This is a genomic window from Azohydromonas lata NBRC 102462 (assembly GCF_001571085.1).
In the GTDB taxonomy this organism is placed as follows: domain Bacteria; phylum Pseudomonadota; class Gammaproteobacteria; order Burkholderiales; family Burkholderiaceae_C; genus Azohydromonas; species Azohydromonas lata.
The window spans coordinates 1-21,537 of record NZ_BCTC01000022.1; the positions used below are offsets into that span (position 1 = coordinate 1).

General features: G+C 67.5%; 17 protein-coding genes. 11 read left to right on the forward strand and 6 right to left on the reverse strand.

What is annotated here, in order from left to right:
• The first annotated feature begins 205 nt into the window (after positions 1-205).
• The 6 genes from ALA01S_RS31645 to ALA01S_RS10275 all read left to right on the forward strand — a co-directional run bounded on the left by ALA01S_RS31645 (position 206) and on the right by ALA01S_RS10275 (position 9,686).
• Entirely contained in the window at positions 206-1,054 is an 849-nt protein-coding gene (locus tag ALA01S_RS31645; protein ID WP_157118882.1) for a DUF4123 domain-containing protein, read from the forward strand.
• A gap of 12 nt (positions 1,055-1,066) precedes the next feature.
• Positions 1,067-1,657 carry a DUF3304 domain-containing protein gene (locus ALA01S_RS31650; RefSeq protein WP_084267410.1) on the forward strand — a complete coding sequence of 197 codons (591 nt, stop codon included), beginning with the start codon at positions 1,067-1,069 and terminating at the stop codon, positions 1,655-1,657.
• Positions 1,647-3,620: a T6SS phospholipase effector Tle1-like catalytic domain-containing protein gene (locus tag ALA01S_RS31655; protein WP_169805891.1), complete on the forward strand. Its 1,974-nt coding sequence runs from the start codon at positions 1,647-1,649 to the stop codon at positions 3,618-3,620. The genes ALA01S_RS31650 and ALA01S_RS31655 overlap by 11 nt, the downstream gene beginning before the upstream one ends.
• Before the next feature lie 323 nt (positions 3,621-3,943).
• Positions 3,944-6,442, forward strand: a complete 2,499-nt coding sequence (locus tag ALA01S_RS10265) for an FtsX-like permease family protein (RefSeq protein ID WP_066335606.1) — start codon at positions 3,944-3,946, stop codon at positions 6,440-6,442.
• 339 nt (positions 6,443-6,781) lie between these two features.
• Positions 6,782-8,350, forward strand: coding sequence for a sulfatase family protein (locus ALA01S_RS10270; protein WP_169805892.1), 1,569 nt, complete (start codon positions 6,782-6,784; stop codon positions 8,348-8,350).
• A 172-nt stretch (positions 8,351-8,522) separates the two neighbouring features.
• Positions 8,523-9,686, forward strand: a complete 1,164-nt coding sequence (locus ALA01S_RS10275) for a lipocalin-like domain-containing protein (RefSeq protein WP_084267411.1) — start codon at positions 8,523-8,525, stop codon at positions 9,684-9,686.
• Here the strand turns inward: ALA01S_RS10275 and ALA01S_RS10280 are convergent.
• The 5 genes from ALA01S_RS10280 to ALA01S_RS10300 all read right to left on the reverse strand — a co-directional run bounded on the left by ALA01S_RS10280 (position 9,641) and on the right by ALA01S_RS10300 (position 15,797).
• Positions 9,641-10,459 (reverse strand): GGDEF domain-containing protein, encoded by an 819-nt coding sequence (locus ALA01S_RS10280; RefSeq protein WP_066335614.1) that lies wholly within the window; start codon positions 10,457-10,459, stop codon positions 9,641-9,643. The genes ALA01S_RS10275 and ALA01S_RS10280 overlap by 46 nt on opposite strands.
• A gap of 239 nt (positions 10,460-10,698) precedes the next feature.
• Positions 10,699-12,333, reverse strand: a complete 1,635-nt coding sequence (locus ALA01S_RS10285) for a DHA2 family efflux MFS transporter permease subunit (protein ID WP_084267413.1) — start codon at positions 12,331-12,333, stop codon at positions 10,699-10,701.
• A 25-nt stretch (positions 12,334-12,358) separates the two neighbouring features.
• The gene (locus ALA01S_RS10290) at positions 12,359-13,735 is read right to left on the reverse strand and encodes an HlyD family secretion protein (protein WP_066335616.1); all 1,377 of its coding nucleotides are present in this window, start codon (positions 13,733-13,735) and stop codon (positions 12,359-12,361) included.
• A 47-nt stretch (positions 13,736-13,782) separates the two neighbouring features.
• Positions 13,783-15,222: an efflux transporter outer membrane subunit gene (locus tag ALA01S_RS10295; protein WP_066335619.1), complete on the reverse strand. Its 1,440-nt coding sequence runs from the start codon at positions 15,220-15,222 to the stop codon at positions 13,783-13,785.
• Positions 15,219-15,797: a MarR family winged helix-turn-helix transcriptional regulator gene (locus ALA01S_RS10300; RefSeq protein WP_084267414.1), complete on the reverse strand. Its 579-nt coding sequence runs from the start codon at positions 15,795-15,797 to the stop codon at positions 15,219-15,221. Before ALA01S_RS10300 ends, ALA01S_RS10295 begins: the two co-directional genes overlap by 4 nt.
• A 92-nt stretch (positions 15,798-15,889) precedes the next feature.
• Here ALA01S_RS10300 and ALA01S_RS10305 point away from each other — a divergent pair, with 92 nt between their 5' ends.
• The 5 genes from ALA01S_RS10305 to ALA01S_RS10325 all read left to right on the forward strand — a co-directional run bounded on the left by ALA01S_RS10305 (position 15,890) and on the right by ALA01S_RS10325 (position 20,717).
• Entirely contained in the window at positions 15,890-17,701 is a 1,812-nt protein-coding gene (locus ALA01S_RS10305; protein ID WP_066335758.1) for an ABC transporter transmembrane domain-containing protein, read from the forward strand.
• Between the two features lie 114 nt (positions 17,702-17,815).
• Positions 17,816-18,487, forward strand: a complete 672-nt coding sequence (locus ALA01S_RS10310) for a YiaD family glycine zipper/OmpA-like lipoprotein (RefSeq protein WP_066335622.1) — start codon at positions 17,816-17,818, stop codon at positions 18,485-18,487.
• 117 nt (positions 18,488-18,604) lie between these two features.
• Complete coding sequence (locus tag ALA01S_RS10315) at positions 18,605-19,582, forward strand: thymidylate synthase (protein WP_066335625.1); 978 nt, start codon at positions 18,605-18,607, stop codon at positions 19,580-19,582.
• 18 nt (positions 19,583-19,600) lie between these two features.
• Positions 19,601-20,098 (forward strand): dihydrofolate reductase, encoded by a 498-nt coding sequence (locus ALA01S_RS10320; protein WP_066335627.1) that lies wholly within the window; start codon positions 19,601-19,603, stop codon positions 20,096-20,098.
• A gap of 40 nt (positions 20,099-20,138) precedes the next feature.
• On the forward strand, positions 20,139-20,717 hold the full coding sequence (locus ALA01S_RS10325; protein WP_066335629.1) for a DUF4337 domain-containing protein: 579 nt from the start codon (positions 20,139-20,141) through the stop codon (positions 20,715-20,717).
• 189 nt (positions 20,718-20,906) lie between these two features.
• On the opposite strand, the gene ALA01S_RS10330 is transcribed toward ALA01S_RS10325, so the two are convergent.
• Positions 20,907-21,530 (reverse strand): hypothetical protein, encoded by a 624-nt coding sequence (locus ALA01S_RS10330; RefSeq protein ID WP_238455758.1) that lies wholly within the window; start codon positions 21,528-21,530, stop codon positions 20,907-20,909.
• Positions 21,531-21,537: the final 7 nt, after the last annotated feature.

Below are 21,537 nucleotides of genomic sequence, written 5' to 3' on the forward strand. Positions count from 1 at the left end.
TGGGGCGGGGTTGATATTGGAAGGCGGCAATGTGGAATTCGTGGCGCCGGGGACGTTGACGATGCGGGCGGGGAAAAGAAGTTTTGTCGGACCGTCGAGATACCAATATTCCATGCCGGTGCTTCCCCAACAGATATGCGTCCAATGTCTATTCAAAGCACGGGCTAGCGGCGCGCCATTTGTGTTGCGTTGAAGAAGGGTCAAAGTGCAAAACTCCAACACGTTTATGGAAGCCGTATTGAACTTGAGCCCTGGTACGGACAGTTGCTTATATGCCTTGGTGGACCATGCCGGCGCACCAGGTTTATTGAACCGCTTGCATGACTATCCGACAACACCCTGGGTAAATTTATTTTCAGGGTCGCGGGAAGAGTTGTCTATTGAGGCTGCACCGCTGCTGCTGACACTGCAACCGCCGCTAAAATCTTGGTGGCTGCCATGGCTGCATACCGCCTGCCTGGAAAGCACCAGCCTGACCTTGCTGTATTCCAGTATAGATCCGCAAATACTGGTCAATGGCCTTAAAAAGAGGCTGAACGTCATGCTGCCGGACGATGTGCCGGCGCTGTTGCGGTATTTCGATACACGAATTCTTGAATCGCTACTGAAGGTATTGGAGCCTGAGCAGCGAGGGGAATTTCTGGGTATTGCATCACGATGGATTTGGCTAGACCGAGCAGGAAAACTCCAAACGCTCAAAGCAGTTCCGACATCTGAGGACTTATGGCCTTCGCTATTCATATTCTCAGAGCAACAACAAAACTTGATGATTGACACAGCGGACGTTGACGTGCTCGTGCAGCAAATGCTGACGCATGGATGGGACTTGTGTGCAACCCATTCACGAGCGCAACTCCACGAACTTGCCTACAGTGCCTTGGCAAACGCAAAAGAATTTGGAATTGAAGGCATGCCGTCACAAACACTTTTCGCATTGGCATGTTTGCAATTAGGCCTAAACTTCACAAAGGAAGCGAAATGGGCAGCATTGCTCCACAAAGTTCGAAACAGGGAGATAAGTTTTGAAGATGCAATTCAACAAACAGGACTTTGAGAACACGGACAAATGAAAATATCTACAGTAAACAGCTTGGATATGAGCAAAATTATTATTTCACAACGCGCCATTCGGCTCATATGCCTCTTGGTGTTCTACGCAGGAGGGACTCTGATTGCCAGCCAAAAAAATGAAGCCAACGCAGAAAATTCTCTCGATTATTTGACCGCCAAACCCATAGGTCTTGGCATTCACGGCTTTAATTATACGGATCTCGTTATTGAATGGTTTTCGATCAATGGCCGAGGTGGGGGCAACATTGCCGTGAGTTCACCCACCAGCGGAGGCGGCGGAACGACATGTTGCTTCCCCTGGCGGGCCGGAAGAATTTCTGCCATGAAGGTGGAAATTGAGTGGATGCGGATCGTGAACCAAAAACGACGCTGGTGCAAAAAAACCACCATGATTCAGCCGCCCTTCCCTGACAAGCCATTTGCCGTTGCAGTGCACTTCATGCCTGATGGCAGCATCATCCCAGAAATAACATCTAACTTTCCAAAAACAAAACTGCAACTAGAAAGATATGACCCCGGACACCGCAAAGAGTCCGGCAATGCAATTCACGACGAAGAGGTTGCGGAGTGCAGGCATGTCTACTAAAGGACACTACACAGCAGCACAATCAAAAGTCAATCTTCAATTTAGCGCCAGCCTAGCGAATACCACAGGACAGCCAGCATCAAAAGCTGCCCTCCCTCTGCAGAGACCTATCACTCTTACAGAGCGGAGCGTATGCATAAATTCTGCAAAACTGGCTTCTCCCGCAACTTCAGGCTGCGAGCAGACCATAACGGTAAGCCTATTTTTTGATGGCACAGGAAACAACCTGGATGCAGACATTACCACTTACGAATTAAGCAACGTCGCCAAATTATATTTAGCACATATTGAATCCGACTCAACCCAAGGCCTGCACCGACTTTACATTCCAGGAATTGGAACATATTTTGAAGAAATTGGAGATCCGGGCGGAACCCCGGAAGGCATGGGTTTTGGAGCATGGGGACAACATCGCATAGACTGGGCCATTTCCCAATTCGACAAAATTATTTCCGAAGCCGCAGCAATCGCCATGAATCCACGAAACAAAGTAAATTCCATCAATGTGGCAGCATTTGGCTTCAGTCGCGGCGCCACATTGGCACGCGCATTTGCCAGAGAGCTTCAAAAAAAGTGCAGCAAGACAAGCGAGGGTTGGAAACTAATTAAATATCAATATCCGATGAATTTCTATTTTCTAGGCTTATGGGATACTGTCGCATCTGTTGGCTTGCCCCTGAGCGGTAACACGACATCAAATGCCCAGGCATTTAAAATTGTAGACACCTCAATCGCCATGAAACAGCGAAATCAAGGCAACAATGGGGTTAAATCACTTGCATTCAAGCCTTATGGAGCAGATCCTGCCCCTGGCCCATACGACGGGCATTCAACATGGGCGCACCCACTAGACATACCACCCATGGTTAAAAAGTGTGTACACATGATTGCTGCACACGAAACAAGAAACTCTTTTCCACTCGATAGCTGCCGAAGAAACAATACCTATCCACCAAGTACAGAAGAAATGGTTTATCCTGGCGTGCACTCAGACGTCGGCGGCGGTTATCGGCCTGGAGAAGGCGCTCGGAGCTTGAAGCCCGGCCAATTATTAAGCTTACTACCTCTACGTGTCATGCATCGCCTAGCTTATTCCCATGGCGTGCCGCTCTACTCACTACAGGAAATATCCTATGGAGAAACAGCACATGCTTTTGGCACCGACATTCATAGCCAAAAAGAGTTTGGCAAAACAGTTTCACTTTGGCAGCACTATATGGAGCATATCAACCTGACGCAGATGGATCTCGGCCACCAGATCAATGCACATATGCGACTTTATTACGAATGGCGCTTCTACAAAATACGTCAAAACAGAGATGCGCGAGCCAGGCGCACCGACACAAGTGACCAAGTTGAATTAAATTTACTTGAGCAGCAATGGAAATATGAAAAAGGAGAACTACAAAAGCAGATGAACGCTGCAAAAAAAGAAGCGGATGAAGCGCAATCAAATTTCATGCGCGCACAGGAGCGTTTGAGCGCAGCGAAATCTGATAACCGGCGACTGGGCATTCCAATTAAACCATCTCTAATTTCATACGCAGATTCCGCAAAAGACATTTCCGACGCCGCCAAAGACCAATATCTGAGACTCAAAGCACGCCACGACACTTTACCTGATAGCGACGGCTCACTCGCACGCAATCTCGATATATATGATGACCAACTGATGTCCGATGTGAAAATTATTCGCTCAACATTAGTCAACAATCCTCTGTTGCCCATCCGCCCCCATTACCACAATCTACTGGACGCATTCGAGGCAGAATTCGTACACAACAAAGGCTTGCGCGACCCAAAAATTATTGAGTTTTTTGATACCTATGTGCACGACTCATTGGCTGCCTTCGCAAAAGATGCAACGCTGCCCTCTGATCCGCGCGTTATTTACATCGGAGATGACGTCAAATCACAGCACGCTTCATCTACCCATGATGTGCCCAATACGAGCAACGCCTGATCCTCTGTCCGCAGGGTTGGGGCCGATTTTTTCCACCCAAAGGGGCTTCGGCAATTTATTTATCCATAGCCAACCGCCCCCAATTGATCACGTCAAGAACTTGGTAGTCCAGCAGCCCTTGCGTTCAGAATTCCAGAAATACACCTGCTTCAACTGATCACAAATATATTTGAACATGTTTTGAATTCATTTTTCCGAGTTGCAGCACAGGCCCTAAACAGCTCACAAAGCTTATCCAGCCCAATTTTCCCGGAAAATCTACCCTTCCCCAGGCTTTTGCTTTGCCCCTTTCGCGCTCCTGTCGCCTCGGTACCTCCCCACCCGTGATCCCCCTCTTCCGCCAACTCGTCCTCCCCGAATGGCGCCACCACCCGTGGCGGCTGGCCGTGGCGGTGCTGTCCGTGGCCTTGGGCGTGGCGCTGGCGTTTTCCGTCCAGTTGATCAACCGCTCGGCCCTGGACGAGTTCGCCAACGCCGCGCGCGCCGCCGCGGGCGAGCCCGACGTCTCGCTGCGCAGCCCCGCCCAAGGGGCGCTGGAGGACGCCTGGTTCGAGCGCGTCGCCCTGTCGCCCCTGGTCCAGGCCGCCAGCCCGGTGCTGGAAATCGACGCCGCCGCGCTGGACGCCGCCGGGCAGCGGCTGTCTTTGAAACTCCTGGGCGTGGACGCGCTGCGCGTGGCCCCGCTGGGCGCGGCCCTCATGCCTGTGCCCATGAAGGGCTCCTCACTCACCGCCGTCCTGGAGCCGGACGCCGTCTTCCTCAATGCCGCGGCGCTGCAGCGGCTGCACCTGTCGCCCGGCGACACGCTCACGCTGCAGTGGGGTTTGCAAAAGCTGCCGCTGCGCATCCAGGGCACGGTCACGGCGGGCGGCGCGCCGCTGGCGGTCATGGACTTGTCGGCGGCACAGACGCGCTTCGCTTCCGGAAAGCTCTCGCGCGTGGACATCCGCCTGACCGGCGGCGCCGACGCGCGTGCGCTGCGCCAGGCGCTGCAGTTGCCGGACGGCCTGCAGCTCGCCGAACCGCAGGCGGCGGCACAAAAGGTCAGCGACCTCTCCCGCGCCTACCGCGTCAACCTGACCGTGCTGGCACTGGTGGCACTGTTCGTGGGCGGCTTCCTCGTCTTCTCGGTGCTGGCCCTGTCGGTGGCGCAACGCACGCCGCAACTGGCGCTGCTGGGGGTGCTCGGCCTGTCGGCCCACCAGCGCCGCGGCCTGGTGCTGGCCGAGTCGGCCGCCATTGGCGCGTTGGGCAGCGTGCTGGGTCTGGCCCTGGGCACCGCACTGGCCGCAGGCGCGCTGCGCTGGCTGGCGGGCGACTTGGGCGGCGGCTACTTCCCCGGCATCGCGCCGCGGCTGCAGTTCTCGGGGCCGGCGGCGCTGGTGTTCGGCGCCCTGGGCATGGTGGCCGCCCTGGCCGGGGGCTGGTGGCCGGCACGGCTGGCGCAGCAGATGGCACCGGCCCAGGCCATCAAGGGTTTGGGCGGCTCCGTTCCCGCCGCGCCGGCCTGGCGCGCGCCCGCCCTGCTGGCCCTGGGCGGCTTGATGGCGCTGGCCCCGCCCGTGGCCGGGCTGCCGCTGCCGGCCTACGTGTCGGTGGCGCTGCTGCTGTTGGGCGGCATCACCTGCGTGCCGGCGGCCGTGGCGCTGCTGCTGGCGCGGCTGCAGCCCCGCTCGGCCCTGCCGCTGCTGGCGGTGCAGCGCGCGCGGCACGAACAGCATGCGGCCAGCGTCGCCATGGCGGGCGTGGTGTCCAGCCTGGCGCTGGCGGTGGCGCTGACGGTGATGGTCGCGAGCTTCCGCAACGGCGTGGCCCAGTGGCTGGACGCGGTGCTGCCCGCCGACCTCTACGTGCGCAGCGGCACGCAGGGCCAGGGTGACACGGCCTTCCTGCCGCCGGAGTTCGTCACCGCCGCCGCCCGCGTGCAGGGCGTGGCGCGCGCTGACGGGCTGCGCGTGCGCCCGCTGCAGCTCGACCCGGCCCGTCCAACGGTCAGCCTGGTGGCGCGGCCCCTGGCGGATGCCTCGCGCGACCTGCCCATGCTGGGCCGCCCGCTGCCGCCGCAAGGCACGCTGCCCGCCGTGTACGTGAGCGAGGCCATGGTGGACCTCTACGGCGCCCGCCCCGGGACGACGCTGAAGCTGCCCCTGGGCGGCGCGCAGCCCGTGCAGGTGCAGGTGCTGGGCGTGTGGCGCGACTACGCGCGGCAGTTCGGCGCCGTGGCCATGGAGCTGCGCGACTACAGGCGGCTCACGGGCGACGCGCGCGTCAACGACCTGGCGCTGTGGCTGGCGCCAGATGCCTCGGCCGACGCCGTGCAAGAGCGGCTGCGCGCGCTGTCACCGGAGGCAGGGCTGCTGGAATTCGCCCTGCCGGCACAGATTCGCGGCATCTCGCTGGGTATTTTCGACCGCAGCTTCGCCGTCACTTACTACCTGCAGGCGGTGGCCATAGGCATTGGGCTGTTCGGCATCGCGGCAAGTTTTTCGGCACAGGTGATGGCGCGGCGGCGCGAATTCGGCCTGCTCGCCCACCTGGGCTTTACAAGGCGCCAAGTGGTGGCGGTGGTCGGTGGCGAGGGAGCGGCGTGGACGGCGGCGGGGGCGCTGGTCGGCCTGGGGCTTGGGCTGCTGGTGAGCGTGGTGCTGGTGAAAGTGGTCAACCCGCAGAGCTTCCACTGGACCATGGAGCTGCTGCTGCCTTGGTCGCGCTTGGGCGCGCTGTGCGCGGCGGTGGTGGCGGCGGGCACGCTCACGGCGGCCTTCAGCGCCCGCGCCGCCGCCGGGCGCGATGCGGTGCTGGCCGTCAAGGAGGACTGGTAGGGCAGCACGCGCCGGGAGCGCAAGGCCTTCCACGCGCCTCGCAGGGCCTAACACACGACAGCCCGCCTTCGGGGGTTGGCCGCCGCGGCCCACCCTTGCTTGCAGGCGTGCAATTGCGGGCATGAACCGTGTACCCACCCCCTTTAACTCCAGCAAATTCAATAGATCTGAAGCAACGCTTACGAATTGTCGGGATATTCAAGCTCACTCGAAAACTAAAACACCTTCGCTCACACCAGCAGATTCCTTGCCCGCCTCAGTGCGCCCCATTTACGGGCACCAGAGCTGTCGGAGAATGAATTTGCTGTATTTCCTCAAATGCACAAGGAGCGAAACAAGATGAATTTGTCCCGAGTTTCCTGGCGGCTGCTGGTGCCGGCCGCGGCGGCGCTGGCGGCGCTGTCCATGCCGGCCGCCGCGCAAAAGCCCAACATCCTGTACATCCTCGTGGACGACATGGAACACGAGCTGTACCAGTACATGCCCAAGACCAAGCGGCTGATCGAGGACCAGGGCGTGCTGTTCGACCAGAACTTCACCAGCCTCTCTCTGTGCTGCCCCTCGCGCACCACCACGCTGCGCGGCCAGTATTCGCACAACACCGGGATATTCACCAACGTCTGGCCCACCGGGGGCTTTGCCAAATTCCACGCCGACGGCCTGGAAAATTCCACCATCGCCACCTGGCTGCAGCGCGGCGGCTACCGCACGGGGATCATCGGCAAGTATCTCAACGGCTATCCCAATTCCGACGTTGGCCCGCTCTACATTCCCCCGGGCTGGAATTACTGGTGGGTTCCCAATGGGGGCACGCCTTACGCGCAATACAACTACAGCGTGAATTTCAACGGCCGCACGGTGAGCTACGGCAACACGGCGCCGGACCATTTCAACGACGTGGCCACGGCGCAGGCGGTGAGCTTCCTGCGCGAATCGGCCAAGGACCCGGCCAAGAAGCCCTTCTTCCTGTTCTTCACGCCCACGCTGCCGCACGCGCCGGCCACGCCGCCCAAGCGCTACAAGAACATGCTGCTGGACGTGAAGCTGCCGCGTAAGCCGTCGTTCAACGAGGCCGACATCAGCGACAAGCCGCGCTGGCTGCGCAAGCTGCCGCTGCTCACCGAGGACGAGATCGCGCGCATGCAGACGCTCTACGTCAAGCGCCGCCAGTCCATGCTGGCGCTGGACGACATGGTGGAGACGCTGGTCAACGAGCTGCAGGCCTCGGGGCAACTGGCCAACACCTACGTGTTCTTCTCCTCGGACAACGGCTGGCACCAGGGCGAGCACCGGCTGCCCGCGGGCAAGTCGCGGCTGTACGAGGAGGACATCCGCGTGCCGCTGTCCGTGCGCGGCCCTGGCATCCCGGCCGGGCGCGTGGTGAGGAAGCTCTCGGCCAACGTGGACCTGGCGCCCACCTTCGCCGCCCTGGGCGGCGTGGCGGCGCCGGACTTCGTGGACGGGCGCTCGCTGGTGCCGCTGTTCAAGGGGCCCAATCCCGCCACCTGGCGCCAGGCGCTGCTGCTGGAAAGCCACACCGGCCTGGCCGGCGAGGCGTCGGAGCTGGCGTCGGCAGGCGCCACCACCGAGCCTGGGCTGCTGGAGCCTGACGACATGAACGCCAACTCCGCCGCCCTGGCGCCGGCGCCCGCGCACGTGTACCGCGGCCTGCGCACGGCCTTCGGCTCCACGTTCGCGCTGTTCGACATCGGCGATGCGGAGTACTACGACCTCTACCTGGACCCGTACCAGATGCAAAACCGCTACAGCACCATGAACGCCGAGCTGCGCACGGCGCTCACCAACCAGCTCACCGCCATGCGCAACGCCAGCGGCGCCGCCCTGCGCGCCGCTGAGGAGGTGCCCGCCGGCCGCCGTCCGGCCGCCGCCGCCGCAGGCGCCAAGTGACGCCTCGCGCCTGACCCTGTTTTGGGGTGCGCTGCCGGGGCCTCCCGGGCAGCGTCTTGCAGGGCGCCGGTCTCCCGTCCGCGTTGGGCGAGGGACCGGCGCTTTTTTGCGAGCCGGCCTGGGCGGCGCCCTCCCCCGCGGCGGGCCTTCGCGGCTCCGTAGGATGCCGCCCATGCTTTCCCGCCGCCTGCTCCTGGCCGCCGCGCTGCCGGCCATCTGTCCCAGCCTTTGCACGGCCGCAACTGCGGCCGGCGCGCCGCGCGCAACGCCTGCCGCTCCTGCCGTCCCCATCGACGCCATCGACAGCCGCATCACCCCGCGCCCGCTGGACTTCCCGCGCGATTTCGGCGCGCACCTGGGCGTGCGCACCGAGTGGTGGTACGCCACGGGCACGCTGCGCACGGCTGCGGATGAGACGCTGGGCTTTCAGCTCACGTTTTTCCGCAGCCGCACGGGGCTGGCCACGCAGGACGCCGGCCGCTTCGCGCCGCGCCAGTTGCTCTCGGCCCACGCGGCGCTGAGCGACTTGCGCGCGGGCCGCCAGCGCCACGCCCAACGCCTGGCGCGCTGGAACGAAGACCCCGCCGCGCCGCTGGCCGCGGCCTCGGTGCAGGACACCGACGTTTTTCTGGGCGACTGGTCCTTCCGCCGCGAAGGCGGTGCCGGCGCCAGCCGCTACCGCGCCCGCCTCTCCGACCGCGACGCGGGCTTTGCCTACGAGCTGGACCTGAACGCCACCCAGCCGCTGCTGCTGCAGGGCCGTGCGGGCTTCAGCCAAAAGGGGCCGGACCCCAGCGAAGCCAGCCACTACTACTCCGAACCGCACCTGGCGGTGAGCGGCACGCTCTGGCGCGGCGAGCGCCGCGAGGCCGTGCAGGGCCGCGCCTGGCTGGACCACGAGTGGAGCATCGCCTACCTGCACCCCGACGCGGCGGGCTGGGACTGGATAGGCATGAACCTGGACGACGGCGGCGCGCTCATGGCTTTTCAAATTCGCCGGCGCGACGGTTCAACGATGTGGGCCGGCGGCGCCTTTCGCCCGGCGGGCGGCGCGGCACGGGATTTCGGCCCTGGCGAGGTGATGTTCACCCCGGGGCGCACCTGGCAAAGCCCAACGTCGCAGGCGCGCTACCCGATGGAGTGGACGGTGCAGACGCCTTCAGGAAGCTTCAAGGTGCACGCGCTCATGGACGCGCAGGAGCTCGATGCGCGCAACTCCACGGCCGCCATCTACTGGGAAGGCCTGTGCGAGCTGCAGCACGCCGGCAGCGGCCGCCGCGTGGGCGGCGGCTACTTGGAGATGACGGGGTACGCCTCGCCGCTGCGCCTGGGCTGAATTGGCGCGGCGCGCACGCAGTTGCGGCCGGCTTCCTTGGCCGCGTGCAGGGCGCCGTCGGCGTCCGAAATGAGCGACTCCAGCGTCGCGTGGCCCACGCCCAGCGAGGCCACGCCCACGCTCACCGTGGTGCCCACGGCGGCACCGTTCCAGCTGACCTGCAGCGCGGCGATGGTTTCGCGTATGCGCTCGGCCACGTCCAGCGCGCCCAAGGGGTCGGTCTGCGGCAGCAGCACCGCCACCGACTCGCCGCTGAAGCGCGCCAGCAGGTCGGGGCTGCGCAACTGGCGGCCGCTGGCCTGGACGATCTCGCGCAGCAGCGCGTCGCCGCAGGTGCGGCCATAGCGGTCGTTGATGTTGCGGAAGCGGTCGGCGTCCACCATCAGCAGCGCGCAGTCGGCGTCGTAGCGGCGGGAGCGGGAGAACTCGCGCTCGGACACGTGCATGAACCAGTCGCGGTTGAAGGCGCCGGTGAGCTCGTCGCGCGTGGCGCGTACTTCCAGCGCCAGGTTCTGCTTTTCAAGCTGCCGCAACTGCTGCAGCAGCGGCAGCGCCAGCAGCGGCGGCAACACGCCGCACAGGCCCGCGGCCAGCAGCAGCGGCGCCCAGCCGGCCGTGCCGCCCAGGGCCATCTGCGTGCCCCAGGCCAGCGACTCGCAGGCCGCAACACTGGGCAACAGCAGCAACAAGGCCGAGCGCCGGGGTCCCAGGCCCAGCAGCAGGCGGCTCCAACGCTGCCGCCGGGAACGTTCGGAAGGGGTGCGTGCTTGCATGGGAAAAGTATCCATTGGGCCAGAGAGCGCAAATCCCAAGACCTGCCAGACGCAGGACGGCATGCGGCTGCGGCAAACGGCGGGCCAGTGCCAGCCCCCAATTTACAGGCAGGCGCGCCACCCTGACGCCCGCACGGACCCGCGGGCCGGCCAGGGCTTCACAGTTCACAGAAGGGACACAAGCCCCCGGGCACGCGCCGGGATGCTTGTGTCCGCCACCGTGCACGCGCGACGCCTATTCAGTGCGCGCCGCCCGCATCCGCACCGGCCGCGCCGCGCGCCGGGCGCTTGGTGAACCAGATCAGGACGATGAGCAGCAGGAACAGCCCGGCGGAGGCAAGAAAGATGTCGTCCGCCGCACGCGTGTAGGCCTGTTGGTCCACCAGGCGGTTGATCTGCCCCCAGGCCTGCTCGGCTGTGAAGCCGTTGGCCTGCATGCCGGCCACGGCGTCGGCCGCCGCGCTGCTGCCCTGGCCCATGGTTTCGGCGTACTGCGCGTGGTGCAGCGTGGCGCGGTTGCTCCACAGCGTGGTGGCGATGGAGGTGCCCATGGCGCCGGCGGTGATGCGCACGAAGTTGCTCAGGCCGGCGGCGGCCGGTATGCGCTCCGGCGGCTGGCCGCTCAAGGTCAGCGTGGTCAACGGGATGAAGAAGAAGGCCATGGCCGCGCCCTGCATCAGCGTGGGCACGAGGATCTGGACGAACTCCGTCTGCGTCGTGAAGTGCGAGCGCATCCACAAGACGACGGCAAAGCCGATGAAGGCGGCCGTGGCCATGCGGCGCGGGTCCCAGACGCTGACCTTCTTGCCCACCAGCGGCGTGAGCAGGATGGCCAGGAAGCCCACCGGCGCCAGCGCCCAGCCCGCGGCCGTGGCGGTGTAGCCCATCCACTGCTGCAGCCACAGCGGCATGAGCACCACGTTGCCGAAAAACACGCCGTAGGCCACCGACAGCGCCAGCGCGCCGAAGGCGAAGTTGCGCCCCGAGAACAGCCGCAGGTCCACCACCGGGTGCTCGGCGGTGAGCTCCCACACGATGAACACGGCCAGGCCCACCACGGCCAGCAGCGCCAGCAACACGATGAGGCCGGAGGAGAACCAGTCCTCCTCCTGCCCCTTGTCCAGCATGAGCTGCAGCGCGCCCACCCAGACCACCAGCAGCGCCAGGCCCGTCTTGTCTATGGGCAGCTGGCGCGTGGGCGTCTCGCGCTCCTTGTAGATGCCCCAGGTGACGGCCGCGGCGGCCAGGCCCACGGGCACGTTGATGTAGAAGATCCAGGGCCAGGCGATGTGGTCGGTGATCCAGCCGCCCAGGAGCGGCCCGGCCACGGGCGCCACCAGCGTGGTGACGCCCCACAGCGCCAGGGCGGTGCCGGCCTTCTCGCGCGGGTAGCTGGCCAGCAGCAGCGTCTGCGACAGCGGGATCATGGGGCCGGCCACCGCGCCCTGCAGCACGCGGAAGGCGATGAGCATTTCCAGCGAGGGCGCGAAGCCGCACAGCCACGAGGCCAGGACGAACAGCAGCACGCTGGCCGTGAACAGGCGCACCGCGCCGAAGCGCTGCGTGAGCCAGCCCGTGAGCGGCACGGAGATGGCGTTGGCCACGCCGAAGCTGGTGATGACCCAGGTGCCCTGCGTGGGGCTCACCCCCAGGTCGCCCGCGATGGCCGGCAGCGACACGTTGGCGATGGAGCTGTCCAGCACGTTCATGAAGGTCGCCAGCGACAGCGACAGCGTGCCCAGGACGAGCGCGGTGCCGTGCAGCGGCGGCGGCGGCACGTAGCGCGGCGCGCCGGGCGCGGCGGCGGCCGGGGCCGTGCCGGTGCCCGGCTTGGGCGCGTCCGCCCCGGGGGCGGTGGTGGAAGCGGCGCTCACAGCGTGATCCTTGTGTCTTGATGCCTCACTGCGCCACGGCCGTGCGCGCCGGCGCCGAGGCCACGCGCGCGGCGGCCTGCGTGGCACCTTGGGCGGCGCCGGAGCGGTTCACGGCGGCGGCCGGGCGCGCCGCGGCGGCCTGCCCCAGGTTGGCGGCGATGATGCGCTGCACGTCGGCCTCGGCCTCGCGCTCCTGCGGCGTCATGCCGGAGGCGCCGCCGCCATGGCCGGCCGCGTCCACCGCGCCGCTGGCCGCGCCCTCAGGGGCCGAGGCCGCGCCACCGGCGGCCGCGGGCGCCGCGCCGCGCGGCGTGTCGGCCAGCACCTTGCCGCTCTGGTCGCGCACGTCCACCGTCACGTCCATGGACAGGCCCACGCGCAGCGGGTGCTCCTGCAGCTCCTTGGGGTCCAGCGCTATGCGCACGGGCACGCGCTGGACGACCTTGATCCAGTTGCCCGTGGCGTTCTGCGCCGGGATGAGCGCAAAGGCCGCCCCCGTGCCCGCGCCCAGGCCCACGACGCGGCCGTGGTACTCGACCTTGCTGCCGTAGACGTCGGCCTCCAGCGTGGCGCTCTGGCCGATGCGCAGCTTGCGCAACTGCACTTCCTTGAAGTTGGCGTCCACCCAGCTCTGCCCCAGGGTCACGACGGACATCAGCGGCGCGCCGGCCTGCACGCGCTGGCCCAGTTGCACGCTGCGGCGGGCGACGTAGCCGTCCACCGGCGCGGACAGCTCGGTGCGCTGCAGCGCCAGGTGCGCCTCACGCACGCGGGCGGCGGCGCGCGTCACGTTGGGGTGCTCCTGCACGGGGGTGTTGTCGGTGAGCGCCTGGCTGGAGGCGAGCTGCTCGCGCGCGGCCTGCACGGCGGATTCGGCCGCGGCCACGGCGGCCTGCGCGGCGGTGCGCTGCGCCAGGGCGTGGTTGAACTCCTCGCGGCCCACGGCGCCGCTGGCCAGCAGCGGCTCGCGGCGGCGCACGTCGTCCTGCACGCGGGCGAGCTCGGCGCGGGCGCGCTCGGCATCGGCCTGGCGCAGGGCCACCTGGGCCTGCGCGGCGCTGTTGTTGGCGTAGAGGGTGCGCACCTCGCGCACGGTCTGCGCAAGCTGGGCCTGGGCCTGCTCCAGGGCGACGCGGGCATCCGCCGCGTCGAGCTTGACCAGGGGCTGGCCGGCGCGCACGAAGTCGGTGTCCTGCACCAGCACCTGCTGCACGGTGCCGGCCAGCTGCGGCGTGATCTGCACCACGTCGGCCTGCACGTAGGCGTTGTCGGTGTTCTCGTAGCGGCTGGCCACCATGAGGTGGTAGCCGCCATAGGCCAGCCCGGCCACGGCCACGACGGCGGCGATGGCGGTCAGGCCCTTCTTGCGCTTGGCCAGCCGCTGTTCCTTTTGGTCGCTCATGAGAGTCTCTTTTCGCTGTATTCGGTTGCTCGTTGGGCCGGCTGCAATCAGCGCGCGGCCGCCACGGGTTGCGCGGCGCCCTCGCCGCCCTGCCAGCCGCCGCCCAGGGCGCGCAGCAGGGCGACTTGCGCTTCCAGGCTGCGCGACTGCAGCTCGGCGGCCAGGTGCCGTTGCGTGAGCAACGGGCCTTCGGCGCTGAGCACGGTGAGCTGGCTGGACAGGCCCGCGCCGTAGCGCTGCACGGCCAGCCGGTAGGCGGCCTCGGCGCTGTCCTGCGCGGCGGCCTGCTCGCGGCGCTGGGCCTGCAGCGACTGCAGCGTGGCCAGCGCGTCGGCCGCCTCGCGCACGGCCTCCAGCAGCGCGTTGTTGTAGGAGAGCACGGCCGCATCCAGCTCGGCCTGGCGGCCGTGCAGGTTGGCGCGCAGCCGGCCGGTGTCGAAGATGGGCAGCGTGATGGCCGGCCCAACGCCGTACTGGCGGCTGCCGGCCTCCACCAGGCGGTCCAGGCCGATGGCGTTGAAGCCGATGAAGGCCGTGAGGTTGACGTTGGGATAGAACAGCGTGCGCGCCACCTGGACGTCCTGCGTGGCGGCCTCCACGCGCTCGCGCGCGGCCACGATGTCGGGGCGGCGGCCCAGCAGGTCGGCGCCCAGCACGGCGGGCTGCTGCAGCGGCTGCAGCGCGTCCAGCGGGGCGTTGAGGCCCTGCAGCGCCTGCGGCGGTTGCGCCGTCAACGCGGCAAGCTGGTTGCGGGCCAGGGCGATCTGCTCGTCGAGCTGCTCGATCTGCAGCCGCGCCTCCGGCAGGCCGCCTTCGCTCTGGCGCAGCTCGACGTTGGTGTCCAGCCCGTTGCTCACGCGCTGGCGCACCAGCTCCAGCAGCGACTGGCGCTGCGCCAGCGTCTGCGTCGCGACCTCGCGCTGGGCCTGCAGCCGCGCCAGGCCGACGTAGGCGCGCGTGACCTGCGAGGCCAGCAGCACGCGGGCCGCGGCGGCATCGGCCTGCGCGGCACGGCCGGCGCCCAGCGCCGCGGCCAGCTCGGCGCGGTGGCGGCCGAAGAAGTCCAGGTCCCATTGCAGCCCGGCCTGCAGCGTGGCCGTGGTGCGCACGCTGCCGGCCAGCGGCGGCGGATAGATGCCGTGCTCGGTGAAGCGCTGGCGCGTGGCGTCAAAACTGGCCTGCGCGCTGGGCAGCAGCGCGGCGCCGGCGGCCTCGGCCGCGGCGGCGGCACGCGCGATGCGCGCCTGCGCGGCCTGCAGGTTGGGCTGCTCGGCCAGGGCGCGCTCCACCAGCGCGTCGAGCTGCGCGTCGTTGAAGGCGCGCCACCAGTCAGGCGCCACGGGCAGCGGCGTGGCGGCGTCGGCCTGCAGGCCCACGGCGGCGGGCTCCAGCAGTTTCACCGGCGGCTTGGACGGCCCCGGCGTGGCGCAGCCGGCCAGGAAGATGGCGGCCGCCAGCGCGGCGGCCCTGAGGGCAAAGGGCTTCATTCGGTGTCGTCTTCCGGGAAAAGACTGGACGGGGCGCTGGTCTGCAGCGCCTCGGCATTGACCAGCATGCGGCGCAGCAGCACCAGCAGCGTTTGCCACTCGTCGTGGCTGAAGCCGACCAGGTGGTCGTTGAGCACCTGCGACAGCACCTTGGGCACTTCGCCGGCCACGCGGCGCCCTTCCTCGGTGAGGCTCACGTGCACCACGCGCCGGTCTTCCGTGCTGCGGCAGCGGCTGATGAAGGCCTTTTTCTCCAGCCGGTCCAGCATGCGCGTGGCGGCGCCGGGGTCCACGTTGAGGTCGCGCGCCAGCGTGGCGACGGTGACCGGCGCGTCCTTGTTCTTGAGCAGCAGGAACAGCGGCATCCACTGCCCATGCGTGAGCCCATGCGGCACCAGCCGCTCGTCCGCCAGTTGGGCGATGGACTGCATGACGCGGCGCATGAGGTAGCCCACGCTGTCCTGCGCGCAGTAGCCGCCGCTGTAGAAGGTCACGGGCGACGGTGCGGCAGCGTCGGCGGCCGGTGCGCCGGCTGCAGGGCCGGCGGGTGCGGAGGTGGAATCGGTATCAGACATGACGGACGTGACAATAATTGCCTAGACAATCTTTGTCAAGGCAAGAGCCCATGACCGACCGGGGTCGGCGGGGCGGCTTCTACACTGGCGGGATGGCCCGCAATCGAAACAAGAACCAGGACGGCGAGCGTCCCCGCGGCCAGCGCGTGGGGACGCTGGCGGCGTTGCAACCTTTTTTGAAGCCCTACCGGGGGCGCATGGCGCTGGCGGCGCTGCTGCTGGTGTGCGCGGCGGCGACGACGCTGGTGTTCCCCATCGCCTTGCGCGGGCTGATCGACCAGGGGCTGGTGCCGGCGGACCCGGGCGATCGCATCCTGGCGCTGCGCGGCAGTTTCCTGGCGCTGTTTGGCGTGGGCGCGGCGCTGGCGCTGTTCTCGGCCGGGCGCTTCTACATGGTGACCTGGCTCGGTGAGCGCGTGACGGCGGACCTGCGCGCGGCGGTGTACGCGCGCGTGCTGCGCCAGGCGCCGGCCTTTTTCGAGCACACGGCCACGGGCGAGGTGCTCAGCCGCCTCACCACGGACACGACGCTGGTGCAGGCGGTGGTGGGATCGAGCCTGTCCCTTGGGCTGCGCAACAGCGTGATGGGGCTGGGTGCGCTGGGCATGCTGGTGGTGACCAACCCGCGGGTGATGACGCAGGTGCTGGGCGTGCTGGTGCTGGTCGTCCTGCCCTCCATCTACTTCGGCCGCCGGGTGCGGCGGCTGTCGCGCGCCAGCCAGGACCGCGTGGCCGACAGCAGCGCCATTGCGGCCGAGGTGCTCAACGCCATGCCGGTGGTGCAGTCCTATGGGCAGGAGGGGCGCGAGGCGCGGCGCTTTGCCGACGCCACGGAGGCCGCCTTCGACACCGCGCGCAAGCGCACGCGGGTGCGGGCCTTCCTGGTGGCCTTCATCATCGCGACGACCTTCGGCGCGCTGCTGTGGGGCCTGTACCAGGGCACGCAGGCGGTGGTGGCCGGGCACATCACGGCGGGCCACCTGGGGCAGACGGTGGTGTACGTGATCATCCTGGTGGGCAGCGTGGCGGTGCTGTCGGAAGTGCATGGCGACCTCCTGCGCGCCGCGGGCGCCACCGAGAGGCTGATGGAGCTGCTGCACGCCGATGCGGCCATCGAGCAAGCCGCTCACCCGCGCGCGCTGCCGCCGGCGCACGGGGGCTCGGCGGTGAAGTTCCAGAACGTGCGCTTCGAGTACCCGTCGCGGCCGGGCCAGCCCTCGCTGGACGGCGTGTCGCTGGACATACGCCCCGGCGAGACGGTGGCCCTGGTGGGGCCCAGCGGCGCGGGCAAGAGCACGCTGCTGCAGTTGCTGCTGCGCTTTTACGACCCGCAGCAGGGCCGCATCACGCTGGACGGCGTGGAGCTGCGCGAGGCGTCGCTGGAAGCGCTGCGCGCGCGCATTGCACTGGTGCCGCAGGACAGCGTGGTGTTCGCCGCCAGCGCCCTGGAAAACATCCGCTACGGCCGGCCGGAGGCGAGCGACGCCGAGGTGATCGCCGCGGCCAGGGCCGCCCATGCGCACGAGTTCATCAGCGCCCTGCCCGAGGGCTATTCGACCTTCCTGGGTGAGCGCGGCGTGCGCCTGTCGGGCGGCCAGCGCCAGCGCATCAGCATCGCGCGGGCACTGCTGAAGGACCCACCGCTGCTGCTGCTGGACGAGGCCACCAGCGCGCTGGACGCGGAGAGCGAGCGCATGGTGCAGGCGGCGCTGGAAGGCGCCATGCGCGGGCGCACGACGCTGGTGATCGCGCACCGGCTGGCCACGGTGCAGCGGGCCGACCGCATCGTGGTGCTGGACGGCGGGGTGATCGTGGACAGCGGCACGCACGCCGAGCTGGTGCAGCGCGGGGGGCTGTACGCGCGGCTGGCGTCCATGCAGTTCGACCTGCGCCCGGCGGCGTAAGCCGAAAGGCGCCCTCGCGCGTTGTCTTGTGGGCACGCCGGCTGCTGCCGCGCGTGAACGGTGCGCGCAATGCAGCGCGTGCCGACATCCCAATCTTCAGAGGAGAAATTGCGTATGAGTATCCGAGTGCGTGCTGGACTGCGTCCCGTGGCCGGCCTGCTGGCCGCGGCCGTGGTGTTGAGCGGCTGCGCCGACATGAACATGAGCGACCGCCAGAAAGGCACCGCCATCGGTGCCGGTGCGGGCGCGGTGGCCGGCGCGGTCATAGGCAACGCCACCGGCGGCCACAACACCACGCGCGGTGCCGTCATCGGCGGCGCGCTGGGGGCCATCGCCGGCAACGTGTGGTCCAAGCGCATGGAGGACAAACGCGTGGCCATGCAGCAGGCCACGCAGGGCACGGGCATCGAGGTGAGCCGCACGCCCAACGAGGAGCTGCGCGTGAACGTGCCCGCGGACTTCAGCTTCGACGTGGGCCGCGCCGACATCAAGCCGCAGATGCGCCCGGTGCTGGACCAGTTCGCCAGCGGGCTGGACGCGCGGCAGATCGTGCGCATCGTCGGCCACACCGACAACACCGGCAGCGACGCCATCAACAACCCGCTGTCGGTGAACCGCGCCAATGCCGTGCGCGACTACCTGGTGATGCGCGGCGTGCCCGCGGCGCGCATCACCACCGAGGGCCGCGGCAGCTACGAGCCCGTGGCCGACAACACCAGCGAGGCCGGCCGCGCCCGCAACCGCCGCGTGGAGCTGTTCCTGCGCGACCCGCAGCCGGCGGGCTGATCGCCCAACGGCGGGCGCCACGGTCCTGACACGGCCGTTGGCGCCCTGAGCCCCGGGGATTTGGGCGGGCGCATGGCGGCGCCCCTACACTGCGCGCCTTCTCAAGCCGCCCGCCCAATGAAGAGCTATCTCGAACTCGTCCAGACCGTCCTCGACCAGGGGAGCTGGCAGGACAACCGCACCGGCATCCGCACCCTGAGCCTGCCCGGCGCCATGCTGCGCTTCGACCTGCAGCAGGGCTTCCCGGCCGTCACCACCAAGAAGCTCGCCTTCAAGACCGCCGTGGGCGAGCTGGTGGGCTTCCTGCGCGCCAGCCGCAGCGCCGCCGACTTCCGCGCCCTGGGCTGCAAGGTCTGGGACCAGAACGCCAACGAAAACCAGGCCTGGCTGGCCAACCCCTACCGCCTGGGTGACGACGACCTGGGCCCCGTCTACGGCGTGCAGTGGCGCCAGTGGCCCGCCTACAAGCTCGTGTCGCCGCAGGCCATGGGCCAGATCGAGGACGCTCTCCAGCGCGGCTACCGCCGCGTGGGCACCGTGCAGGACGAAGCCACCGGCGCCCCCGGCGTGCTGCTCTACAAGGCCGTGGACCAGTTGCGCCAGTGCCTGGACACCATCGTCAACAACCCGGCCGACCGCCGCATCCTCTTCCACGGCTGGAACTGGGCGCAGATCGAGGAAATGGCGCTGCCGCCCTGCCACCTGCTCTACCAGTTCCTGCCCAACGCGGCCAAGCGCGAGATCTCGCTGTGCCTGTACGTGCGCAGCAACGACCTGGGGCTGGGCACGCCCTTCAACCTGGCCGAGGGCGCGGCGCTGCTGCACCTGGTTGGGCGCCTGACGGGCTACACGCCGCGCTGGTTCAGCTACTTCGTGGGCGACGCCCACATCTACGAGAACCACCTGGACATGCTGCGCGAGCAGTTGCAGCGCGAGCCGCTGCCGCTGCCGCGGCTGCTGCTGTCGGACCGCATCCCGGACTTCGCCGTCACGGGCCGCTACGAGCCGCAGTGGCTGGAACAGGTCGAACCCGGTGATTTCTCACTGGACGGCTACCGCCACCACCCGCCGCTGACCGCCCCCATGGCCGTGTAATACGGGGGCTTGGACAACATGAAACTCACCATCGTGGCCGCCGTGGCCCGCAACGGCGTGATCGGCCGTGACAACGACATGCCTTGGCGGCTGCCCGAGGACTTGAAGCACTTCCGCCGCGTGACGCTGGGGGCGCCGGTGATCATGGGCCGCCGCACCTGGGACTCGCTGCCCGCGGCCTTCAAGCCGCTGCCCGGGCGGCGCAACGTCGTCATCACCCGCAACGCCGGCTGGAGCGCCGAGGGCGCCGAGGCCGCCGCGTCGCTGCAGGAGGCGCTGCAACGCCTGGCCGACGCACCCGCCGCCTTCGTCGTGGGCGGCGCGCAGCTCTACGCGCAGGCGCTGCCGCTGGCCGACGAGCTGGTCCTCACCGAGATCGACCGCGACTTCGAGGGCGACACGCGCTTTCCGGCGTTCGAGCGCGAGCGCTTTGCCGAAGTGGCGCGCGAGACGCACCGCGCCGCGCCGCCCAACGATTTCGACTTCGCCTTCGTCACCTACCGGCGACAGGCCTGATTTTTCGCCCCCGTAAAAGCACCTTCAGGAGAGATTTCCCATGTCCGGCCACGGTTTCCACGTCCACGGTCCGCACGACCACGAGATCGAGCATGCCGCGCACCACGGCGGCAAGGACCCCTTCCAGGGCCGCATCGCCGTGACCACCGCCATCCTGGCCACGGTGGGCGCGCTCTTCGGCTACATGGGCGGCGCCACGCAGGCCAACGCCTCGCTCTACAAGAACAACGCCGCGATCAAGAAGACCGAAGCCTCCAACCAGTGGAACTACTACCAGGCCAAGAGCAGCAAGCAAAGCCTGCAGGAGCTGGCGCTGCAGCTCGTCCCGGAAGAGAAGAAGGCGGACGTGCGCAAGGAAATCGACCGCTACAAGGCCGAGAAGGCGGAGATCAAGGAAGGCGCCGACAAGCTCGAAGCCGAGGCGCGCGACTGGGACCACCAGTCCGACGAGCAGATGCACCTGCACCACCGCTGGGCTCAGGCGACGACGGCGCTGCAGGTGTCCATCGCGTTGGCGGCCATCACGCTGCTGACGCGGCGCAAGTGGCTGGAAATCGGCATGTACGCGGTGGCGGGGGGCGGGACGCTGCTGGGTGTGGCGGCCGCTTTGCACATGTAAGACGCAAGGGCCGGCCGGTGCTCAGCACGCCTGCCGGCCCTGTCTTGCGGCCAGCGTGGGGACCGCCTGGGTTCCCGCCTTCGCGGGAACGACGAAGCAATGCGCCGGCCGCATCGGCTGCCTGCCAACGCACAAAGGGCCCTTCACGGGCCCTTTGCCTTTGCTGAAAGCCGAGGCTTGGGCGCCGGCTCAATGCAGCGTGTACGGCCGCAACGCGTCGGGGATGCGCATGTCGGAGGGCATCTCGAAGCTGGCCAGCGCCGCGCCGCGCATGCATTCCGGGTCCTGCGGCAAGCCGCTGCGGTCGCTGTAGTCGTGCGCGGCCTGGGCCTGGCGCACGGCCTGCGCCTTGGGCACGGCGGTGGCGCAGGCCACGTCCAGCGCGGCGACGCCGGCCACGGCCACCAGGGAGCTCACGGCGCGGGCGCGCTGCGCGTCGTTGCCGGTGACGGCGCGGCTGCCCAGGGCAGCGAGGTCCAGCGCGTCGCCGGCCACGCGGCCCCACAGCCAGGGCGTGGGGTCCTTGGCCAGCAGCAGCCCGACGCCGGCGGCGATCTCGCGCCAGCCATAGGCCTTGACCAGCGCCTCGTGCCCGTGCAGCCCGGTGGCGCGCGCCATCAGGCGCGGCGCCAGCACCTCGGCCAGGCCCAGGCCGATGCTGAACCAGCCCAGGCCGCGCGCCAGGCGGCGCGAGGGCAGCATGTGGCCGTCGTCCACCGCCGCGTCGTGGCGCCGCTGCTGCGGCGCCTGCGGGCTGTACACGCCGCTGGGCAGGCCGCTGCTTTCCGTGAGGGAGGATGGCTGTTGCTGCATGAGGAGG